The sequence below is a fragment of the Sphingomonas sp. SORGH_AS_0879 genome, assembly GCF_030819175.1.
Classification (GTDB): Bacteria; Pseudomonadota; Alphaproteobacteria; order Sphingomonadales; family Sphingomonadaceae; genus Sphingomonas.
Genome location: NZ_JAUTBJ010000002.1, coordinates 630525 through 649307 on the forward strand (window position 1 = coordinate 630525; position 18783 = coordinate 649307).

Below are 18783 nucleotides of genomic sequence, written 5' to 3' on the forward strand. Positions count from 1 at the left end.
CATGGCCGCCCGCTGGGATCGCGACGTGCTGCCGCACATTCCGCCCAAGGACCGCTGCCCGTGCGAGGCGTGCGCGGCGAAGCGGCGGGCCCGCTGGGCGCGGCTGTCCGACGCCCAGCGCCGCGCGTTGCTGGCCGTCCACCCGACCTCGCCCCGGCACGTCCCCGACGTGCTGCGGACGGGGGTGCGCTGGCGGACCATTGCAACGCTGTTGCAACGGCATCGCGACCGGCCTGCCCTGATCGAGCAACTGGGCCTGAAGACTTGGTCGCTCAACGCCGAGTCGATGCCCTTCCTGCGCCTGTCGCAGGCGGGGGCGGACCTGCTGGATACGGTGCAGCCGTGACGCGCCGTCCAGCGCCCCGCCGCCAGCGCCAGCCGGACGACGGTGAAATCGCAGCCGCCTGGGTCCGGCGCGGCATGAGGGATTTGGACGACACCTATCCGTCCGAGGAACGCCGCCCCCTGGGTTGGATCGCTCCCAGCCGCGACCGGCCGCCGCCCGAATGCCCGCGCGCCATGGTCCGGTACTGGCTGACCGGCTGGGACCTGCGCGCCGCCGTGCGCCAGCGCTGGGACGACCAGCTCGACCAGATGAAGGTCCAGCTCGACAAGGCGAAGGCCTTTCTGGACCGGGATTGGAAGCCGGGAACGCTCAAGCGGTCGGATGCGCTGGCGCTGCGCTTCTACTCGCTGGCGACCGACGATGTCGGCCCCGATTACGCCTGGCGCTGGTTCCAGGACCGCCTCGCCGACGCCCGCGACGAGTATCGCGAAGCCCAGGCCGAGGGCCGGTTGTGAAGCGCAACCCCGGCTTCTGCCCATCCGAGGCGATCGGAAAACGCGTCACCGGCACGCTGCGCAACGGCGAGCGCTTCGGCCACCCCGGCGGCTGGGCGGCGGATGGCCGCGCCGGTTGCCGCTGGTCGCTGACCGGCCAGCCTCACGACATCGAATTTTATGAGGTTTTGGCGTGAAGATTTCGAAGTTTCCGAAGATCCACACAAAGCTGATCTCCTATAGATATGACATCATCGGGCAATGTCGCCAATTGGTGAACTATAAACGCGAGATTGATGACGAAATGCTTGAAATCGCGCTCACTGCGTTCAACATTTTTTCTTACTGCAATGATACTTGGTCGTTTTGGCGGATAGAAGCTGTAAACGTCTTTGAAGACCTGGGAGCTTGTCAAAAATTCACGTCGGTTATCGTCTGTGAGGCCGTTTATGCTAATCAGCCTCTTTACGGAGCCGATATGGGTGTCAATCGCATCCAGCACCGGTTGCTGCTCTTCCAAGGCAGATATGCGACGCTTTCTTCCTTCAACATAAAGTGCGCCCCAAACCGCACCGGCTGCACCGACGAGAGCACCTTCAAAGCTCAAGATGTCGCCCGCTTCGACATTGCCCAGAAAGATGGCAACCGAGATCGACACGGCGCTCAGGATAGCCAGTGCCGTAACGCCAATAATTCCGTCGCGCAGCGTAATCATCCATTTTCTCTCGCTTTGAGCCTGTCTGTATGACGGGCGTGCCACCGCTCCGCGCCACCATCAACCTGCCCGCCGACGACACCGTCGCGGCGTTCGAGGCGCGGGACACGCTGCGCCCGACCGTACACTGGACGGAGATGTGGCAGGCCGATCACGCCCGCGCCTTCACCGTCGCCAAGGTGGCGAACCTCGACCTGCTGGCGACCATCCGCCAGTCGCTGGACACCGTCATGCGCGACGGCGGCACGCTGGAGCAATGGAAGGCGGGCCTCATCCCCGAGCTGAAGAAGGCCGGGTGGTGGGGGATGGTCGAGGACAAGGCCGTCACCGGCACCGACGATCCCGTCTTCGTCGGCGGGCGTCGCCTGCGCACCATCTACGACACGAACCTGCGGGTCAGCCGCGCGGCTGGGCGATGGAAGCGCATCCAGGAGATGAAGGATGTCCGACCGTACCTCATGTACGTGTCGATCGGCGACAACCGGACGCGCCCGCTGCATCGGCGCTGGGGCGGCAACGATCCGGCCTTTCCAGTCCGCATCATCCTGCCCGTCGACCATCCCGCCTGGGCGATCTTCTATCCGCCCAACGACTGGCGATGCCGCTGCTCGGTCCGCCAGCTTTCGCAGGCCGACATGGACCGGCTGGGCTACCGCGTCACCACCGAGGCCGAGCTGGTCCGCATCGGGTGGATGACCGCCGATGGGCAGGTCGGGGGGCGGCTGCGCACCTTCTGGCGCAAGGGGGCCGACAAGCCGGAGGCCGTGCCGGTCGGGATCGGGCCCGGCTTTGCCTACAACCCCGGCGCGTTCGGGATGCAGGCCGTCGCCGAAAAGGCGACCCGGTCGCTGGAGGCGATGGCCCCGATCGATCCGAAGGCGGCACGCGCGGTACTGACCGACCTGGTCAAAAGCGACGCCTTTCTGGAGACGCTGTCGGAGCCGGGCGGCGTCTTTCCAGTCATGGTCCTGGACGACGCGGCCCGCGCGGTGCTGGGGGCGAAGAACCATGTCGTGGTGCTGTCGAGCGACAGCTACGCCAAGCAGCTCGGCCAGACGGCGCGCAGTGCCGGGCACACCGACCTGGTCGTGGTCGATTACCGCAAGCTGCCCGAAATCGGCTCCGCGCCGGACCATGTGATACATGATCGGGATCAGCATGTCGTTCTGTGGAAGCTGGACGACGACCGATATTTGCGCGCCGTGGTGAAGGTCACGTCGTCGCGCGACGAAATGTATCTTCAGAGTTTCCGCATCGGCGACGCCAAGCACCTGGCGCGCGAGATTGGCGCGGGGACCCGCATCGGCGGTGCCGCCATCGTCGACGACAAGCCGGTGGCAAGCGGCCCCGAAATGGCCGCGACCACGGCGCTGGCCCGGCTGGGCCCCGATGCCACGCGCAAGGACGGTCGCTCGGCGATCCAGGCGTTGATCGAGGCGGCCAAGGCCGACCTGCCCGCCACCCAGGCCGCGCTCGAAGCGTTCGTCACGTCCGACCGTTTCGCGGCGGTGGTCGAGCGGATGGGCGAAGCGCCCGCGCTGGCGCTGGCGGACGATCTGCGGCGTCTACTCGGGGCGCAGCAGGGGATCGTTCGTATTTCCCGCGATCATCTGCCAGCGATCGTCGGCGATATCGGGGATTTGAGCCTTTTCGCGGATACGCCCGACCGAATCCTGCGCGACGGAGACGACGCGTTGCTGGTCCGCACGGTCGGGGATCGGACCGTTGTTCTGCGGCTTCGCCCGAAGACCAGCCTGCTCCAGATTATCGCGCTGCGCGTGTTGCAGGGCGAGGAACTGGCCGCAATTCTGGACCTGCCGATATGGTAGGGAGGGTGCGTCGCGCGGCGAGGTCTGACATTCCCTCGCAAGCGATCCCGGATTGCTCCGGTCCTACGGCCGCCAGTTTCACCGTGTCACGCGCGACGCTCCTCCTATTTAGGCGCGCCAGCGCCCCCCGACAAGTCGCCGCGATGCGCCCATCATCGCCGCCGTCACCACGCCAAGGAGCTGTTCCCATGTCACCCCGTCGCATCGGCGTCCTGCTGGCCGCCATGCTCCTCCCGCCGACCGCCGTCCTCGCCCAGTCGACCAAACCGATCGCCGCGCCCGGTGCCTCGACGCCGCAAACGGCCATCGCCTTCGGCGGGATCGGTGAGAAGGCGATGCCGGTCACGCCCGCGACACCGCTCCCCGTTGGCGGGGTGCGCGAGGCGTTCCAGCTTGTCAGCGCGAACACCCCCAGCATCCCGGTCAAGCTCTATGGCGGCGATTACATCCTGTCGCAGCTCTGCGGCACCTACGGCACGTTCAAGCTGGAGGTGCTGGGCGCGGACGGGCTGACCTGGCTGCCGCTCGTCACCAAGACGGCATCGGATAGTGGATCGGGCACGGGCGTCGCGCTCGGCTCGTTCGCGATGGTCCGTGGTTCGGTCAATGGAACCAGCGGCTGCTACGCCAGCCTGTCGCGGGTGCCCGCGTAATGGTGCGCTTCCTCGATCGCATCGCGCTGGGCCCTGGACAGGTGCCGGGCTTCGTACCGCCGCAACCGGTCGTCCGTCCGGCCAGTTATCCCAAGGCTGGCGACCTGGTGTTCGGCCTGTCGCCCTATCGAACGGTTGGAAACAGCACCACGACACTGGCCTATGCGCCAGCATCGGGCGCGCTGAATGAGGTTTCCGACAACTTCATGACCGCCCAGCCCGCCGGGCATCGCTTCGTCTATCTGAACTTCGGGTTCAATTCGGCAGACAGCGGGGGGCCGACCGCATTGGAAACCCCGCCGGGCAATTCCAACACGATCGATGGGTCCGTGACGTTCACGGCGGCCAATGGCGGCGGGACGCGCGTGGCGGGGACGTTCGGCGGGGCGGCCTCGATCGTCATGCCGGACGGCGGCTTCGCCATCGAGGACGCCCGCCCCGCATTCGGCGGCGGCTGGCACCGGGTCAGCCTGACCACTCCGGGCGGGCGGCAAGCGTCCGACCGGTTGGAACGCCGATGCGAACTTTGGCGAGTATCGACGGCGCGGCACTGCCTATGCGGCCAGCAACATGGCCGGGGGCCAGATAACGGGCAGTACGCCCGATAGCAGTCGGGGCTACAAGCCGCATGGGGTGTTGGTGCCGTTCAACGGCTCGATGCCATCCGTGCTCCTGATCGGCGATTCGATCACCCAGCAAAACGACATACGGCCCGACGCGCGCCAGCTTGTCGGGGGCATCGTCAAGGGACTGGGCGATCCCTCCGGGCCGGGATCGTTCGGCGTCGCGAACTTCGGCCACCACGGCGCATCCATGGAAGATTTCATGGACGTGACGCCGGGCAGCAACCGCTTCAGCCAGCGCTATGCCCTGTTCGCCGCCATCCGCGATATGAACGGCGGGCGCTGGCCGTTCACGCACATCTGGTCGCAGGGCCTGCGGAACGACTTTTCGGGTATCCCCAGCCCGACCAACCCCGCCGATGCCTTGGTGCTTATGAAGGCGCGGGCACAGGCGTGGTGGGATTTCCTGGCGGCGACCTTCCCCGGTATTCCCATTATCCAATCCACGGTCAGCGCGCGGGTCACGTCATCGAGCGCGACCAATTACGCGACCTTGGACGGGCAGGAGCCGCGACCGTACACGGCGGGCGTCGCGCTGGAGGATTTCAACGAGTGGTTGGTGACGACCGTGCCCGCGCCGCTGGCGATGGTGGTCGACCTGCGCGAAGGCCAGCGCGAGCTGCGCCCCGATGTGCAGTTCGCCGGGCAGGCTCCGGTATGGGCGCGGCTCGCGTTCGTGAAGGCGGGCGGCGGCAAGCTGGCGACCGCGCTGGCGGCGGGTGTGGCCACCTCGACCGTCAAGATTACCGCCACTACGCCCCCGGCGGTAGGCAGCATGGCCTATTTCGAGCCGGGCACGTCCGCTGTCGAGATGAAGGGCAATATCTCGACCGTGACAGACAACGGCGATGGCACGTTTACCCTGACGCTTTCGCCGAGCATCACGCCCAGTTCGACTCATGCGGTCGGATCGGCCTTCGCCACGTCGCCGACAGCCGATGGCACCCACCCCGAAAGCGTGGTGCACGATATCTGGGCCGCGATGATCCGACCGCTCAAGCCGCTGATCGCAGCCCTGTGAGGGGGTTTTTGCCAGAAGAAGGAACTGTCACATTGGGCCATTCATAAGGGTTGAACGGTCGTTTCAAGCCCTTTCAGGCCCGAAAACTGTCACGCCCGTGACACTTCGGCTCCGAACCCCTCGAAAGCCCAGATTTCAGCCATTCTCATCCCAAATTATCCCAGGATGGCCCGCCCAATCCCACCATTCCAAGATGTGACAGTTCCTGATCCCCTACACCCGAGGGGCTGAGCCGCGAGCAGTTGGGCGAGGCGCTGGTCGAATTGGGGCTGGCGGCGCTGGCGCCGGTGCTGCGGCAATTGCTGCGCCAGATATTGGGCGGGCGGTGACCTTCGCCGAGGAGGCGGGGCGGCTGGCGGGGATGGCGGGGGCAGTGCTGGGCTGGTCGCCCGACCGCTTCTGGCGCGCCACCCCGGCCGAGATCCACGGCGTCGTGACGGCGATGGCGGGGCGGCCCGAGGGCGATCCGCCTTCGCCCGCCACGCTCGCCCGGTTGCGGGAGATGTATCCGGATGGATGAACAGGAAATCGCACCCCGCATCGACATGCGGGGCTTCGCCGCCGATATGGCCGCGATGCGCGGCGAATTGTCGCAAGGGCTGGGCGACGCCGCCGAACGGGGGGCGCGCAGCGTCGAGGGGGCGCTGCTCCGTGCCGCCCGGACCGGCAGGTTCGGCTTCGAGGAATTGAAGGCGACCGCGCTGACGGCACTGGATTCGATCGCGCGCGCCGCCTTGCGGGAGGGCGTGGCGGCGGCCGGTGGCGGGGAAGGGCTGGTGCGGCTGATCGGCGGATTGCTGGCGGGATCGCCGGGGCGTGCGACCGGCGGGCCGGTATCGCCCGACCGCCCCTATCTGGTCGGCGAACGCGGGCCGGAATTGTTCGTGCCCACCAGTAGCGGGCGGGTGGAGACGCTGAGCCCCGGTGGGGCCCCACGCGACGTGCGGGTGGCGATCACGATCAACGCCGCGCCGGGCGAGGCGGGGGGCGTGCTGCAACGCTCCAGCCGACAGGTGGCGCGGGCGGTCCGGGCGGCGCTGGCGGAGGACTGAGGGCGGGGATGCCCCTCCACCACGCCCTTCGGGCGCGGTCCCCCTCCCCATCGGAGATGGGGAGGATTTGGAAACGCCATTCCGCCCCAAGCTCGGCTTGGGGAGGGGAACCGCCGGGCGTCAGGCCGGTGGTGGAGGGGCAGGAGCCTCGACATCTGGGAGACGAACTCCATGCAATATTGCCTGCACAGCGAACGCCGGGACCAGCGGAGCGATACGCTGTCGCGCTTCGACCCGCGTTACTGGACGGTCGATTTTCCGCGCCCGATGATGGCGGCGGTGGTGGCGACCGCGCCCGATGCCTTGCGGGTCGATACGGTTTTCTACCGGACCGACGATCTGGCGGGCCTCATCTGGGAATCGGCGGACCGGCACGACCACCCATTGCTCCGCTATGAGACGGGGCGCGACTATCGCGAGTGCCGGTTGCGGTTCCGCTGGCGCTCGGGCGGGATGAAGCCGCTGGATGCGGTGCACGGCCCGACGCTGACCATCGAGGGGCGAGATGCGGACGGCAAGGCGCGCGCCTGGTATGTCCGGCTGTGGAATTATGCGACCGGGACGCCCGAGGATGCGGAGATCGTCATCGACTTCGCGAATCTGACGGGCGGGTTCAACTTCCCCGAGGATCGCGATCCGGTCTGGGCGGGGGATGTCGACCGGATGTTCGTTTCGCTGGTTGCGCCCGGCTATGACGCGCATGCGGGATTTCTGGCCCAGCCGCAGGAAGGCTGGGTCGAGATGACCGGCATCGCCTGCGACGGACCGGGATCGGTGATCGGCGTCGGGGCGGCGGTGTTGCCCGAACAGGGGTTCGCAATCGCGAGCGGCTATGACGACAGCTATCACCTGACGCCGCAGCGTTTGCTGCGCAACATGCTGCACCTCGGCTATCGCGGAGACATCATCCATTATGTCGGCATGAGCCATTATTTCCGGCTCGAGCGACTGGGTGACGGCCTGTATGTCAGCCTGGCGGGCGGGGTGATGAACGCGGCATGCGCGGCATGGCATCGCGGCTTTGCGGCGGAGGCCAAGGCGCTGGGCCAAGACCTGATCTGGTCGCTCTCCTACGAGCTGTTCGATGCGCATTGCTGGAACGACTGGAAACAGCGTTCGGCGGACGGCGGCCCCGCGCTGACCGGCTGGTCGCCGCCTTCGACGCTGCTCAGCCCGGCGCATGCGGGCGCGATGGCCTATCTGCGGGCGGTGGCGCAGGCGTTTCTGGCGATCGGTCAGGCGGCGGGGCTGGCGCCGAAATTCCAGGTCGGGGAGCCCTGGTGGTGGGTGCGGCCGTCGGATGGTGCGCCGTGCCTGTACGATGCGGCGGCGGTGGCGGCCTTCGCGCCGGTGCCGATGGCAAGCATGACGGGGCCGAAAAGCCAGGCGCAGCGCGACACGCTCGACCGGGCGGGGGCGTGTCTGGCGGCCTCGACGGCGGCGCTTTGTGCGGCGGCGAAAGCGGCGGCACCGGGCTGCGTCACCCATTTGCTCACCTATCTGCCGACCGTGCTCGACCCGCTCGCGCCCGAGGCTAGCCGCGCCAACATGCCGGTCGGCTGGGCGAGCCCGGCCTTCGATGTGTTGCAGCTGGAGGATTATGACTGGGTGACGGCGGGCGACACCGCCTCGACCCGCAAGGGCGTGGCGCTGGCCGAGGCGCGGCTCGGCTATCCGCCGGGGCGGCAGCATTATCTGTCGGGCTTCGTGTTGCGTGCCGACCAGCGGGCGCAATGGGGCCGGATCGCCGAAGCCGCGCGGACGGCGCGTGACCGGGGCGTCGCCGCGACCTTCCTGTGGGCGATCCCCCAGGTGATGCGCGACGGCTTCGTCTGTTGGGAAGGGGAGGATGATATGCAGGCTTTCGACGATGTGCTCTTTCCCCTGGCACTGGGGCGCGAGGCGGAGGTGACGCCCGGTTTCTCCACCGCGATCCTGACCGGCGCGGGCGGGCGAGAGGCGCGCAATGCCTCATGGGCGGAGGCGCGGACGACCTATGATGTCGGACCCGGCATCCGTTCGGCGGAGGACGTCGCCCGGCTGCTGGCCTTCTTCCGGGCGCGAATGGGACCGGCACGGGGCTTTCGCCTGCGCGATCCGTTCGACAGCACCGGCACCGAGGAGCGCGTCGGCACCGGCGACGGCACCACGCGCCGGTTCGCGCTGGTCCGTCACTATGACGATCAGGTGCGGCGGATCACCCGCCCGCTGGCGGGTAGCGTCTCGGTGAAGGTGGCGGGTGCGGGTGTGACGGATTTCGTCGTCGAGCCGGGCGGCTGGCTGCTGCTCGACACCGCGCCCGCGCCAGGCACGGCGATCACCGCCAGCTTCACCTTCGACGTGCCCGTCCGCTTTGCCGAGGATCGGTTGAGCGCGACGCTGGCCGGGTTCCGGGCGGGGGCGGTGCCCTCGGTCCCGCTGGTCGAGGTGCGGGAGGCATGAGCGCCGACACGGTCACGACATGGGTGCTGTGCTGGCGGATCGACCGGCGCGACGGGGTGACGATCGGGCTGACCGGGCATGACCATGACCTGTGGATCGATGAACTCCGCTACCGCGCCGCGCCCGGCCTGGTGCCGAGTGCGATCCTGCGCGGCGATGGGCTGGACCCCGATCTGATGGACGCCTCGGGCGCGCTGACCAGTGCCGCGATCGCCGAGCGCGACCTGCTGGCCGGTCGCTGGGACGGGGCGAGCGTGGCGGCGTTCGCGGTCGACTGGACCGGCGAGGCCGCACCCGTGCCGCTGGGGCAGGGCGTGATCGGCGCGGTGCAACTGGGCGAGGGGGGCTTCACCGCCGAACTGCGCGGCATGGGCGCGCTGCTCGACCAGCCGGTGGCGGAGGAAACCTCGCCCGACTGCCGCGCCTCGCTGGGCGACCGGCGGTGCCGGGTGGCGATGGCGGGGCGGCGGCGCTTCGCGCGCGTCGCGGCCTGGGATGGCGAGGTGATGCTGACCCTCGACACCGCCGAGCCGGTCGCCAATGCCTATGGCCAGGGACGGCTGATCTGGCTCGGCGGAGCCAATACCGGGCTGGAGAGCGCAGTCGCGCGGTCGGAGGGGAACCGGCTGTGGCTCTCCGCCACGCCCGCCTTCGCCATCGAGGGCACGCCGCTGATCGAACTGGTCGAGGGGTGCGACAAGCGGCTGGAGACCTGTTTGTCGCGCTTTGCCAATGCTGTGAATTTCCGGGGCGAGCCGTTCCTGCCCGGCATCGACCTGCTTACCCGCTATCCCGGCGCATGAGTGGCGTGGAGGCGGCGGCGCGGGCGCTGGTCGGCGTGCGGTTCCGGCTGCACGGGCGCGATCCGGTGCATGGCCTCGACTGTGTCGGGCTGGTCGCGGCGGCGACCGGGCGGGATGCGCCGACCGGCTATGGCTGGCGGAGCGGTGACGCGGGGCCGGTGTCGGCGCTGCTCGATGCGCAGTTCCCGCGGGGAGAGGACGCGCCGGGCGCGGTGATGCTGCTGCGTGCCGGGCCGGGACAACTGCACTTGGCGATCCGGGTGAGCGACGGGATCGTCCATGCCGATGCCGGGCTTCGCCGCGTCGCCTGGCGACCGGGCGCGCCGCCCTGGCCGGTGCTGGGATATTGGAAGGGGGAGGGGTAATGGCGACCTTGGTGTTGGGCACGGTGGGCCGTGCGCTGCTGGGGCCGGTGGGCGGCGCGATCGGCGCGCTGATCGGCAACCGGGTGGATCATGCCGTGCTGGGCTCGCCCCGGCGACAGGGGCCGCGCCTGGCCGAGCTGTCGGTGCAGACCTCCAGCTATGGCACGCAGGTGCCCGCCATCTTCGGCACGATGCGCGTGGCGGGCCCCGTCATCTGGGCGACCGATCTGGTCGAGTCGCGCGGCATCTCCGGTGGGGGCAAGGGGCGGCCGAGCACGGAAAGCTACAGCTATTCCGCCAATTTCGCGGTCGCTTTGTCGGGGCGGACGATCCGGCGCGTCGGGCGCATCTGGGCCGATGGACGCCTGCTGCGCGGGGAAGCGGGCGACTTCAAGGTCGCGACCGGCTTTCGCCTCCACACGGGTACCGAGGACCAGCCGGTCGATCCGCTGATCGCCTCGGTCGAGGGCGCGCGTGCCTCGGCCTTTCGGGGGATCGCCTATGCGGTGTTCGAGGGGCTGGCGCTGGCCGAGTTCGGCAACCGGATCCCCCAACTCACCTTCGAGGTGGAGGCGGATGCGGCGTCCCTGTCCTGCGGCACGATCGCGCAGGCCCTCTCGCCATGGGTGCGGGCGGGCGATGACGGCACGATGGTCGGCGGCTTTGCGGCGAGCGGGGGGAAGCGTGCGCGCGGTGCTGGCGATGCTCGCCGATATGAGCGGCGGTCAGTGGGTGGCGGAAGGGCGCGGCCTGCGCCTCGCGGTGCCCGACCCCGCCGCCGTCCCGACCCTCATCCAAGATGAGGGGATGGGCGCCGACGGACCGGGCCGCCGCGGCCAGCGCGAGGTGGCGGCGGAGGCGATCCTCCCGGCGAGCGTCACCGTCGCCCATTATGATCCGGCGCGCGACTATCAGATCGGGATGCAGCGCGCGCGCCGCCCCGGCGGGGTGCGCGACGAGCGACTGGATCTGGCCGCCGTGCTCGATGCCGCCACGGCGCGGACGCTGGCCGAGGATCGGCTGGCACGCAAACGGGCCGAGCGGGTGCGGCGGACCGTCACGCTCGGCCCCGATGCGCTGGCCATCGCGCCCGGCGGTCTCGTCACCATCGTGGGAGAGGCGGGACGCTGGCGCGTGGTCGAGGCGGCGTGGGAGGCCATGGCCGTGCGGCTGACCTGCGTGCCGGTGGGGCATGTCGGGCCGATGCTGGCGGCGTCGCCGGGGCGGATCGCGCGGGCGACGGACCTGACCATCGGGGCGACGCGGCTGATCGCCTTTGAAGCGCCGCCGCTGACCGACGACCTGCTGTCCGCCCCGCGCCTGACCGTCATCGCGGCGGGCGGGCCGGGATGGCGGCAGGCGAACCTGGCCTATAGCCTGGACGACGGGGCAAGCTGGACCGCGATCGGCACCACCGCGCTGCCGGGCGTGATCGGAAGCGTGACGGCGGTGACGCCGGGCGGTGGCACCACATCGTTGATCGACCGGCGCGGGGCGTTCGTGGTCACGGTGGCGGAGGATCTGGCCGATGCCGATGCGGCGGCGATCGAGGCGGGGGCCAATCTCGCCTGGATCGGCGGCGAGCTGATCCAGTTCGCGCGGGCCGAGCCGCTGGGCGACCGGCGCTGGCGATTGCGCGAGTTGCGGCGTGGCCTGCGCGGGACCGAGGCGATGATCGGGCAGGCGGTGGCGGGAATGCCCTTCGCGCTGATCGCGGCGGAGGCGGTACGGACCATCGACGTGCCGATGACCGCGCTGGGCGGTCGTGTCCGCTTCCTGGCCCATGGCGTGGCGGACGGCACCGAGGGTGTGCAGGCGGTGGCGGAGGTCACTGGTCGTTCGATCCTGCCGCCCGCCCCCATCGGATTATGGAGCCGCCGGAATGCGGACGGCCACGTCACCCTGGGCTGGACCCGGCGAAGTCGGCTCGGCTGGCGCTGGCTCGACCGGGTCGATGCGCCGCTGGGCGAGGAGGCGGAGCGCTATCGCGTGACCCTGGGCGACCGGGAGGCGATCGTGACCGCCCCCGGCTGGACCGGCATGGCGAGCGTGGGGGAGCGGGTGACGGTGCGGCAATTGGGGACCTGGGGCGCGTCGGCGCCGCTGGTCGGATTCGTGGGAGAGAATTGAAATGACCGGAGAAACACCGCGCTGGACGCTGCCGCTGCTGACCGCGGGGCAGGCGCAGAAGGAAATCACCCATAACGAGGCGCTGACCCTGCTGGACATGGTGGTGCAACCCTGTGTCGAGGCGGTGGGCCTCGACACCCCGCCCGACGCGCCCGTGCCGGGCCAGGCCTGGGTGGTCGGCGACCAGCCGGTGGCGGCGTGGAAGGACCGTGCCGCGATGCTGGCCGGATGGACCGAGGGCGGGTGGCGATTTCTCCCGCCGCGCCAGGGGCTTTCGGTGTGGAACAAGGCCGAACAATGCCGATCCGATTGGGACGGGACGGCATGGCGGACGGGGCGCGTCGTCGCGCGCGAATTGACCGTGAACGGTAAAAAAGTTTTGGGCGCGCAACAATCCGCCATCGTCCAACCGGATGGAGGGCAAGTCATTGATATAGAGGCACGTTATGCGCTGAACGCGGTCATCTCGGCGCTGCGGAGCCATGGATTGATCGCCTCGGACTGACGAAATTCCTGTGCCTTTAATGCCACAGTGCCGGGCTTTTGTTTGCTTGCGTGGAAACCAACACGTCGATAGTGGGTTTGCGCTGTCCGTAGTGACAACCAAGAAAGGGGACTATGATGCGGAAGCTTGCCATTGTTCTGGCACTCGCCTCCACCGCTCTGGCTTCGCCTGCCCTCGCCCGCGACAAGTCGTGGTACGTCGGCATCGAAGGCGGCGGGATGATCGTCGAGGACATCGATTATGATGTCACCGGCACGCGCACCGGTGTGGCCACCGTCGACCATGACTATGGTTATGATGTTGACGCCGTGATGGGTTACGACTTCGGTGGTTTCCGTCTGGAAACCGAAGTCGGCTATCGCCGCGCGACCGTCGACGGCTTCAGCTCGACCACGCTGACCAACACCGGCATCGGTGCGGGCACGGTTGCGGCTGGTAACTACGACTATGCCGGTGGTTCCACCTCGGCGCTCAGCTTCATGCTGAACGGCTTGCTGGACTTCGGTGCCGATGACGGCATCCAGGGCTTCGTCGGTGGCGGCGTCGGCGTCGCGCGCGTCAAGGCGAACTACGCCCTGAACAACCGCGCCGACTTCCTGAACGACTCGGACACCGTGTTCGCGTGGCAGGCTCTGGCGGGCATCCGTGCGCCGCTGACCGACCACATCGACGCGACGCTGAAGTATCGCTTCTTCAACGCCGAGAACGTCAAGCTGGTCGACGTCGCGAACAACACGTTCGACGGCCGTTTCCGTTCGCACTCGATCCTGGGTGGCGTGGCGTACAACTTCGGCGAACCGGCAGCTCCGCCGCCCCCGCCGCCGCCCCCGCCGCCCCCGCCGCCTCCTCCCCCGCCGCCCCCGCCGCCGGCTCCGGAGCCCGTGCAGTGCTCGCCGGGTCCGTTCATCGTGTTCTTCGAATGGGACAAGTCGGACGTCACCCCGGAAGCAGCGTCGATCCTCGACAATGCGATCACCCAGTACCAGAGCTGCGGCAATGCCCGCGTGATGGTTGCGGGCTACACCGACACGTCGGGTACGCCGCGCTACAACCAGGGTCTGTCGCAGCGTCGTGCCGACGCGGTGAAGGCGTACATGACGTCGCGTTCGATCCCGGACGGCACGATCACGACCGAGGCGTTCGGCGAGCAGCGCGACAAGCTGCGCGTTCAGACCGCGGACGGCGTCCGCGAGGTCCAGAACCGTCGCGTCGAAATCACCTACGGTCCGGGCGCTGGCCAATAAGCCACGCTCAGCCAAGGCTGATGACGAAAGAGGGAGGTCGGCGAAAGCCGGCCTCCCTTTTTTCTTTGGGGCCATATGTGGTGGTCACCCGTCATGCGGCGCTACGCCCGCATGCTTGATCGGTTTCGATAGCGTTGCAGGAACCCATGCCGAATTCGGCGAGGTCGGTCCTGCGCAAACCTTCCGCAAGATCGTTCGCCCGCCGCAACGAGCCGTTATCCCCGCCGCCCTGACGCCAATACCCGCTCAATAGCGACGGATTCACACTTTCTTGGTATCTGTCCACTATGGACAGGGATTGGATGTGAAAGGAATCTCATGGCGCGGGCGGGCCCGGATTATAAAAGCCGGGAGGCGCGCCGACAGGTTCTGATCCCCTGCCGCATCAAGTCCGTGCGGGGCTGGGGCGATGCGTGCATTCACAATGTCTCGTCGCGCGGCATGATGCTGGCGAGCGACGACCCCTTGCAGGCGGGCGAATATGTCGACATCCGTCGCGGCCGTCAGGTCGTGATCGGCCGCGTCATCTGGCGGCGGGACCGCTTCTCCGGCATCCGGACCCAGGATAGGATCAGCGCCGACGCGCTGGTCAACGAACCGCGTCTGGAGGGCAAGCCCGCCGCGCTCGCATCCGGCGGCGATCGTCGCGACGCACCGCATCGCATGGTCAGCGAAATCGACGCCGCGCGCCGTATGGAGCGAAGCCGCTCCATATCCAGCGCGCTGCAATTCGGCGCGCTCTGCCTGTTCGGTCTGGCCGCCGCCGCGACGATTGCGGTCCAGGTCGGGCATATGCTCGCCGCGCCCAGCGTCCGGATTCAGCAGGCGCTGGCCGACGCAGCGAATCTTCCCCGCTGACCCCCGGGTTCAGCCCTGATCCGGTTCCGCGAGCGCGGCGACCAGCCAATCGGGGCGCAAGGCGTCACCCAGCGACTCGACCCGGCGATGCTCGACCATCAACCCCAGCGCGGGATAGGTGGCGCGGGTCCGGTCTCCACTTTCTCCCAGTGGCGCGACGACCAGCCGCCGATTGACCTTCGACCGATGGTGCATCCGCGCCGTATTCTCCTGCCCGACATAGCAGCCCTTGGTGAAGCTGACGCCGTTCAGCTCGCGCGCATTGCACTCCAGCCATAGCGTCTCGCCCGAGCCCAGTTCGCCCACGCCTTCCGTCACGCCCAGCGACAGGCGATGCGCGGTCCACCCGCTCGCCGCCTCGCCCGCCGGGGCCAGCCAGCGCTTGCCCAGCGCCGCCAGCCGGGGGTCGGCGGGGCGGCCGGGGGCATCCAGGCTCCAATGCACCGCCAGATCGTGGACCGGCGTGATGGTGATCGCCCGTCGCAACCGATAGATGGTCAGCCGCCGGGCAAGGGCGTCGGCCTGATCGGCTTCCGCATCGATCAGTACCGCCTCGCCATCGGCCCAGAGGAAGAAGTCGAACAACGCCTTGCCCTGCGGTGTCAGCAGTCCGGCCCAACGGGGAGCATCCGGCTCCAGCCCCAGCACATCCTGGGTCAGCAGCCCTTGCAGAAATCCACGCACATCCTCGCCGCCTACGCGGATCAGGCGGCGGTCGGCCAGGGTCGTGCCGGGCGTGCTTCCGGAGGCGGTCGTCGGGGTGGTATCGCTCATGCGGGCAAGGTAGGAAGGCGCGACCATTCGCGAAAGGCCCGTTCGTCATGACCTTCGATCTGCTTCTCTCCGGCGGCACCGTTCACACGCCCGGCGGCCCGGTCCGCGCCGATGTCGGCGTTCGCGACGGCCGGATCGTGGAGATCGGCGCGTTCGGGGGTGCCCATGGCGGCGATGCGGGTCGGGTGATCGACTGTACCGGGCTGGACATCCTGCCCGGCGTGATCGACAGCCAGGTTCACTTCCGCGAACCCGGCCTGATGCACAAGGAAGACCTGGCCAGCGGCAGCCGCGCGGCGGTGATGGGTGGCGTCACCGCCGTCTTCGAAATGCCCAATACCAAGCCGAACACGGACTCGGCCGACGCGATCACCGACAAGCTGACCCGCGCCAGGACCATGTATTGCGACCATGCCTTTTATGTCGGCGCGACCAACCACAATGCCCGCGACCTGGCCGAACTGGAGCGGATGCCCGGCACGGCGGGGGTGAAGATCTTCATGGGCGCGTCGACCGGCGACCTCTTGGTGTCGGAGGATGCGCGGCTGGCCGAGGTGCTCGCCTCGGGCCATCGCCGCGTCGCGATCCATGCCGAGGACGAGGACCGGATGAACGCGCGCACGGGTGAGCGGGTGGAGGGCGATCCCTCCTCGCATCCCGTCTGGCGCGATGACGAGAGTGCGTTGCTCGCCACTCGCCGCATCCTGCGCCTGGCGCGCGAGGCCAAGCGCCGCATCCACATCCTGCACGTCACCACCCCGGCCGAACTGGAATATATCGCGCAGCACAAGGACATCGCGACCTGCGAGGTGACGCCGCAGCATCTGACCCTGGCGGGCGAGGAGGCCTATCCGCGTCTCGGCACGCTGGCGCAGATGAACCCGCCGATCCGATCGGGCGCGCATCGCGACGGGCTGTGGCATTGGCTCAACCAGGGCGTGCCCGACGTGATCGGCTCGGATCACGCGCCGCACACGCTGGAGGAAAAGGCCAAGCCCTATCCGGGCAGCCCCAGCGGCATGCCGGGCGTGCAGACCCTGCTGCCGCTGCTGCTCGATCATGCCGCCCATGGCCGACTGTCGCTCCAGCGGGTGATCGAGCTGACCAGCGCGGGGGCGCAGCGCATCTTTGGCATCGTCGGCAAGGGGCGGATCGTGGCGGGCTATGACGCCGACTTCACCATCGTCGACCTGAAGAAGCGCTGGACGATCGAGGACCGGTGGCTTCAGTCGAAGTGCGGCTGGTCGCCCTTCACCGGCATGGAACTGACCGGCAAGCCGATCGGCACCATCGTGCGCGGCCAGGTGGCGATGTGGGAAGACCAGTTGGCCGACGCGCCGACCGGTCAGCCGATCCGCTTCGAAGCGGTCGACTTCGGATGACGGCCCTGCGGTGGGTGCGGGATATCCGGGTCTATTGCCCGGTCGCGCCCGCCCCGCTCTCTGCGCTGATGGCGGGCGATCCGGGTGCGGTGGAGCGGGACGAAACCGCCGCCGCGCTGCTGACGATCCTGCGCACGCCGCCGCTCGGCGATTTCGGGCGGTATCGCGAGGTGGTGGAACTGGCGCTGGGTTATGAGGGCTTCCGGCCGGGCGAGGGCGCGGTGCCTGCACTTGGGGCGGTGGGTGAGGCGAGTTGGTCGCCCACCGTCATCCTGACCGCGATGTACGATGCGGCGGCCGATGTGGATGCGCTGGCGGAGCAGCTACTGGCCGCGCATCCCTGGGACGTGCCGGTGATCGCGGTGGGTGAGCCTTATCGGTTACTGGTACGGGGATAGGGCAGGGTGTAGGCTTCGACTTCGCTCAGCCTGAACGGCTGTGGGAGAGGTCGAGCGCGCAACCCCACCCCCGTTCAGCCTGAGCGAAGTCGAAGGCCAAGGGAAACCCTCATCCCTAGGCCGAAATCAGAACGGCAACCACCGCGCCTTATGGGTGAAGTTCATATACCCCACATTCACCCCCGCGCGCCAGCCGACGCCCAGTCGCACCGGGATCAGCACGACATTGCCGCGCCGCAAATAGGTCGCGGCGAACCCGCCGACGAAATAGAGCCGCCCCTCGGCCGCCGGAAAGCGGTGGAACAGTTCCTCGGTGTCGTAGAGATTATAGACCAGCACGAACACCTTGTTCGCATCGCCGCCGATGTCGAAACCCAGGGACGGTCCGGTCCAATAGACCGGCATCTGCCCTTCGACCTTGTGGGTCATGATCCCCGAGCCGTAGCGCAGCCCGACCACGAACGCGCCCGACGCCTCGCGCCCGGCGATATAGGCGTTGGGGCGACCCTGTTCGCGCAGGATCCGCTCGATCATCCCCGCCAGCCCTTCCGCACCCTTGCCGAACACGCCTTCACCCGCCGCGAGCAGATCGTCGCGCTCGAACGTGTCGGCGGCCTGGGTCGTCTGCGTCGCGCGGGTTTCCGGCGTGGTCGCGGGCGGCGTGGCGGTGACGGGGGGCTGCTGCTGCACCGGTGGAGCGGACGGGGCGGGCGCGTCGTCCTGCGTGGGCGTACTGCGCGGGGCGGGGCGCGAGGGCTGGGTGCCGAGGTCGCTGTCGATGCCCTGATTCGGGTCGATGGTGCGGACCTGTGCGGCGACGGGCGCGGCGGTGACCATGGATAGGCCGCCCAGCACCGACAGACCCAGACAGACGAAACGCATGACTTCAAACTCCCCCGGCGAACCGATGAGCCAGGTTAACCAGCCCGCGCCTTGCAGTGCAATGAATGACGGAAAGGCCTCTAGTCGATTTTCCTGATAAAATCCCCTCCAGACCCGGTTGATTGCCTCCCCCGGCCCCGCTATAGCCGCACCTCGCCGCAACCGGAGACGTGGGTGAGTGGCTGAAACCAACGCTTTGCTAAAGCGTCGTACGGGAAACCGTACCGAGGGTTCGAATCCCTCCGTCTCCGCCAGCCGCTGTTTTTTCGAGCGCCCCTAAGCGCCTTCTACGCGCAGCTTTCCACAGCATTTCAGAGCGTTAGCCAA

General features: G+C 68.5%; 22 protein-coding genes and 1 tRNA gene. 20 read left to right on the plus strand and 3 right to left on the minus strand.

What is annotated here, in order from left to right; all coding sequences use genetic code 11:
* Window position 1 precedes the first annotated feature (1 nt).
* The 3 genes from QE379_RS03695 (at window position 2) to QE379_RS03705 (ending at window position 977) form a co-directional block, all read left to right on the plus strand.
* A complete protein-coding gene (locus QE379_RS03695) occupies window positions 2-346 on the plus strand; it encodes a hypothetical protein (protein WP_306997952.1) in 345 nt (114 codons plus the stop codon).
* A 74-nt stretch (window positions 347-420) separates the two neighbouring features.
* Window positions 421-801 carry a hypothetical protein gene (locus QE379_RS03700; RefSeq protein WP_306997955.1) on the plus strand — a complete coding sequence of 127 codons (381 nt, stop codon included), beginning with the start codon at window positions 421-423 and terminating at the stop codon, window positions 799-801.
* Window positions 798-977 carry a hypothetical protein gene (locus tag QE379_RS03705; protein ID WP_306997957.1) on the plus strand — a complete coding sequence of 60 codons (180 nt, stop codon included), beginning with the start codon at window positions 798-800 and terminating at the stop codon, window positions 975-977. The genes QE379_RS03700 and QE379_RS03705 overlap by 4 nt, the downstream gene beginning before the upstream one ends.
* On the opposite strand, the gene QE379_RS03710 is transcribed toward QE379_RS03705, so the two are convergent.
* Window positions 959-1495, minus strand: a complete 537-nt coding sequence (locus QE379_RS03710) for a hypothetical protein (protein WP_306997959.1) — start codon at window positions 1493-1495, stop codon at window positions 959-961. The two genes, QE379_RS03705 and QE379_RS03710, sit on opposite strands and share 19 nt — an antisense overlap.
* Before the next feature lie 38 nt (window positions 1496-1533).
* Between QE379_RS03710 and QE379_RS03715 the strand changes: the two genes are divergently transcribed.
* The 14 genes from QE379_RS03715 (at window position 1534) to QE379_RS03785 (ending at window position 15020) form a co-directional block, all read left to right on the plus strand.
* Window positions 1534-3324, plus strand: a complete 1791-nt coding sequence (locus tag QE379_RS03715; protein WP_306997962.1) for a phage minor head protein — start codon at window positions 1534-1536, stop codon at window positions 3322-3324.
* 188 nt (window positions 3325-3512) lie between these two features.
* Window positions 3513-3977, plus strand: a complete 465-nt coding sequence (locus QE379_RS03720; RefSeq protein WP_306997964.1) for a hypothetical protein — start codon at window positions 3513-3515, stop codon at window positions 3975-3977.
* A complete protein-coding gene (locus tag QE379_RS03725) occupies window positions 3977-4585 on the plus strand; it encodes a hypothetical protein (RefSeq protein WP_306997966.1) in 609 nt (202 codons plus the stop codon). Before QE379_RS03720 ends, QE379_RS03725 begins: the two co-directional genes overlap by 1 nt.
* Before the next feature lie 49 nt (window positions 4586-4634).
* On the plus strand, window positions 4635-5621 hold the full coding sequence (locus QE379_RS03730; protein WP_306997968.1) for a hypothetical protein: 987 nt from the start codon (window positions 4635-4637) through the stop codon (window positions 5619-5621).
* A 325-nt stretch (window positions 5622-5946) separates the two neighbouring features.
* Complete coding sequence (locus tag QE379_RS03740) at window positions 5947-6141, plus strand: phage tail assembly chaperone (RefSeq protein WP_306997970.1); 195 nt, start codon at window positions 5947-5949, stop codon at window positions 6139-6141.
* Window positions 6134-6673: a tail tape measure protein gene (locus QE379_RS03745; RefSeq protein ID WP_306997972.1), complete on the plus strand. Its 540-nt coding sequence runs from the start codon at window positions 6134-6136 to the stop codon at window positions 6671-6673. The genes QE379_RS03740 and QE379_RS03745 overlap by 8 nt, the downstream gene beginning before the upstream one ends.
* Before the next feature lie 171 nt (window positions 6674-6844).
* Window positions 6845-9115 carry a DUF2460 domain-containing protein gene (locus QE379_RS03750; RefSeq protein WP_306997974.1) on the plus strand — a complete coding sequence of 757 codons (2271 nt, stop codon included), beginning with the start codon at window positions 6845-6847 and terminating at the stop codon, window positions 9113-9115.
* Window positions 9112-9918: a DUF2163 domain-containing protein gene (locus QE379_RS03755; RefSeq protein ID WP_306997976.1), complete on the plus strand. Its 807-nt coding sequence runs from the start codon at window positions 9112-9114 to the stop codon at window positions 9916-9918. Before QE379_RS03750 ends, QE379_RS03755 begins: the two co-directional genes overlap by 4 nt.
* Complete coding sequence (locus QE379_RS03760) at window positions 9915-10283, plus strand: peptidoglycan endopeptidase (RefSeq protein WP_306997978.1); 369 nt, start codon at window positions 9915-9917, stop codon at window positions 10281-10283. The genes QE379_RS03755 and QE379_RS03760 overlap by 4 nt, the downstream gene beginning before the upstream one ends.
* Window positions 10283-11086, plus strand: a complete 804-nt coding sequence (locus tag QE379_RS03765; protein ID WP_306997980.1) for a hypothetical protein — start codon at window positions 10283-10285, stop codon at window positions 11084-11086. The genes QE379_RS03760 and QE379_RS03765 overlap by 1 nt, the downstream gene beginning before the upstream one ends.
* Window positions 10998-12413, plus strand: a complete 1416-nt coding sequence (locus QE379_RS03770) for a phage tail protein (protein ID WP_306997982.1) — start codon at window positions 10998-11000, stop codon at window positions 12411-12413. The genes QE379_RS03765 and QE379_RS03770 overlap by 89 nt, the downstream gene beginning before the upstream one ends.
* Before the next feature lies 1 nt (window position 12414).
* Window positions 12415-12918 carry a DUF2793 domain-containing protein gene (locus QE379_RS03775; RefSeq protein WP_306997984.1) on the plus strand — a complete coding sequence of 168 codons (504 nt, stop codon included), beginning with the start codon at window positions 12415-12417 and terminating at the stop codon, window positions 12916-12918.
* 116 nt (window positions 12919-13034) lie between these two features.
* Window positions 13035-14162, plus strand: a complete 1128-nt coding sequence (locus QE379_RS03780; protein ID WP_307003069.1) for an OmpA family protein — start codon at window positions 13035-13037, stop codon at window positions 14160-14162.
* A 318-nt stretch (window positions 14163-14480) separates the two neighbouring features.
* A complete protein-coding gene (locus tag QE379_RS03785; protein ID WP_306997986.1) occupies window positions 14481-15020 on the plus strand; it encodes a PilZ domain-containing protein in 540 nt (179 codons plus the stop codon).
* Window positions 15021-15029: 9 nt separating this feature from the next.
* Here the strand turns inward: QE379_RS03785 and QE379_RS03790 are convergent, their stop codons facing one another.
* Window positions 15030-15794 (minus strand): folate-binding protein YgfZ, encoded by a 765-nt coding sequence (locus QE379_RS03790; RefSeq protein WP_306997989.1) that lies wholly within the window; start codon window positions 15792-15794, stop codon window positions 15030-15032.
* A gap of 47 nt (window positions 15795-15841) precedes the next feature.
* On the opposite strand from QE379_RS03790, the gene QE379_RS03795 reads away from it, so the two are divergent.
* Entirely contained in the window at window positions 15842-17176 is a 1335-nt protein-coding gene (locus QE379_RS03795; RefSeq protein ID WP_306997991.1) for a dihydroorotase, read from the plus strand.
* A 14-nt stretch (window positions 17177-17190) separates the two neighbouring features.
* Window positions 17191-17574 carry a hypothetical protein gene (locus QE379_RS03800; protein ID WP_306997993.1) on the plus strand — a complete coding sequence of 128 codons (384 nt, stop codon included), beginning with the start codon at window positions 17191-17193 and terminating at the stop codon, window positions 17572-17574.
* 126 nt (window positions 17575-17700) lie between these two features.
* Here the strand turns inward: QE379_RS03800 and QE379_RS03805 are convergent, their stop codons facing one another.
* Entirely contained in the window at window positions 17701-18456 is a 756-nt protein-coding gene (locus tag QE379_RS03805) for an EipA family protein (protein ID WP_306997995.1), read from the minus strand.
* A 164-nt stretch (window positions 18457-18620) separates the two neighbouring features.
* Between QE379_RS03805 and QE379_RS03810 the strand changes: the two genes are divergently transcribed.
* A tRNA-Ser gene (locus QE379_RS03810) sits at window positions 18621-18710 on the plus strand.
* The last annotated feature ends 73 nt before the right edge of the window (window positions 18711-18783 follow it).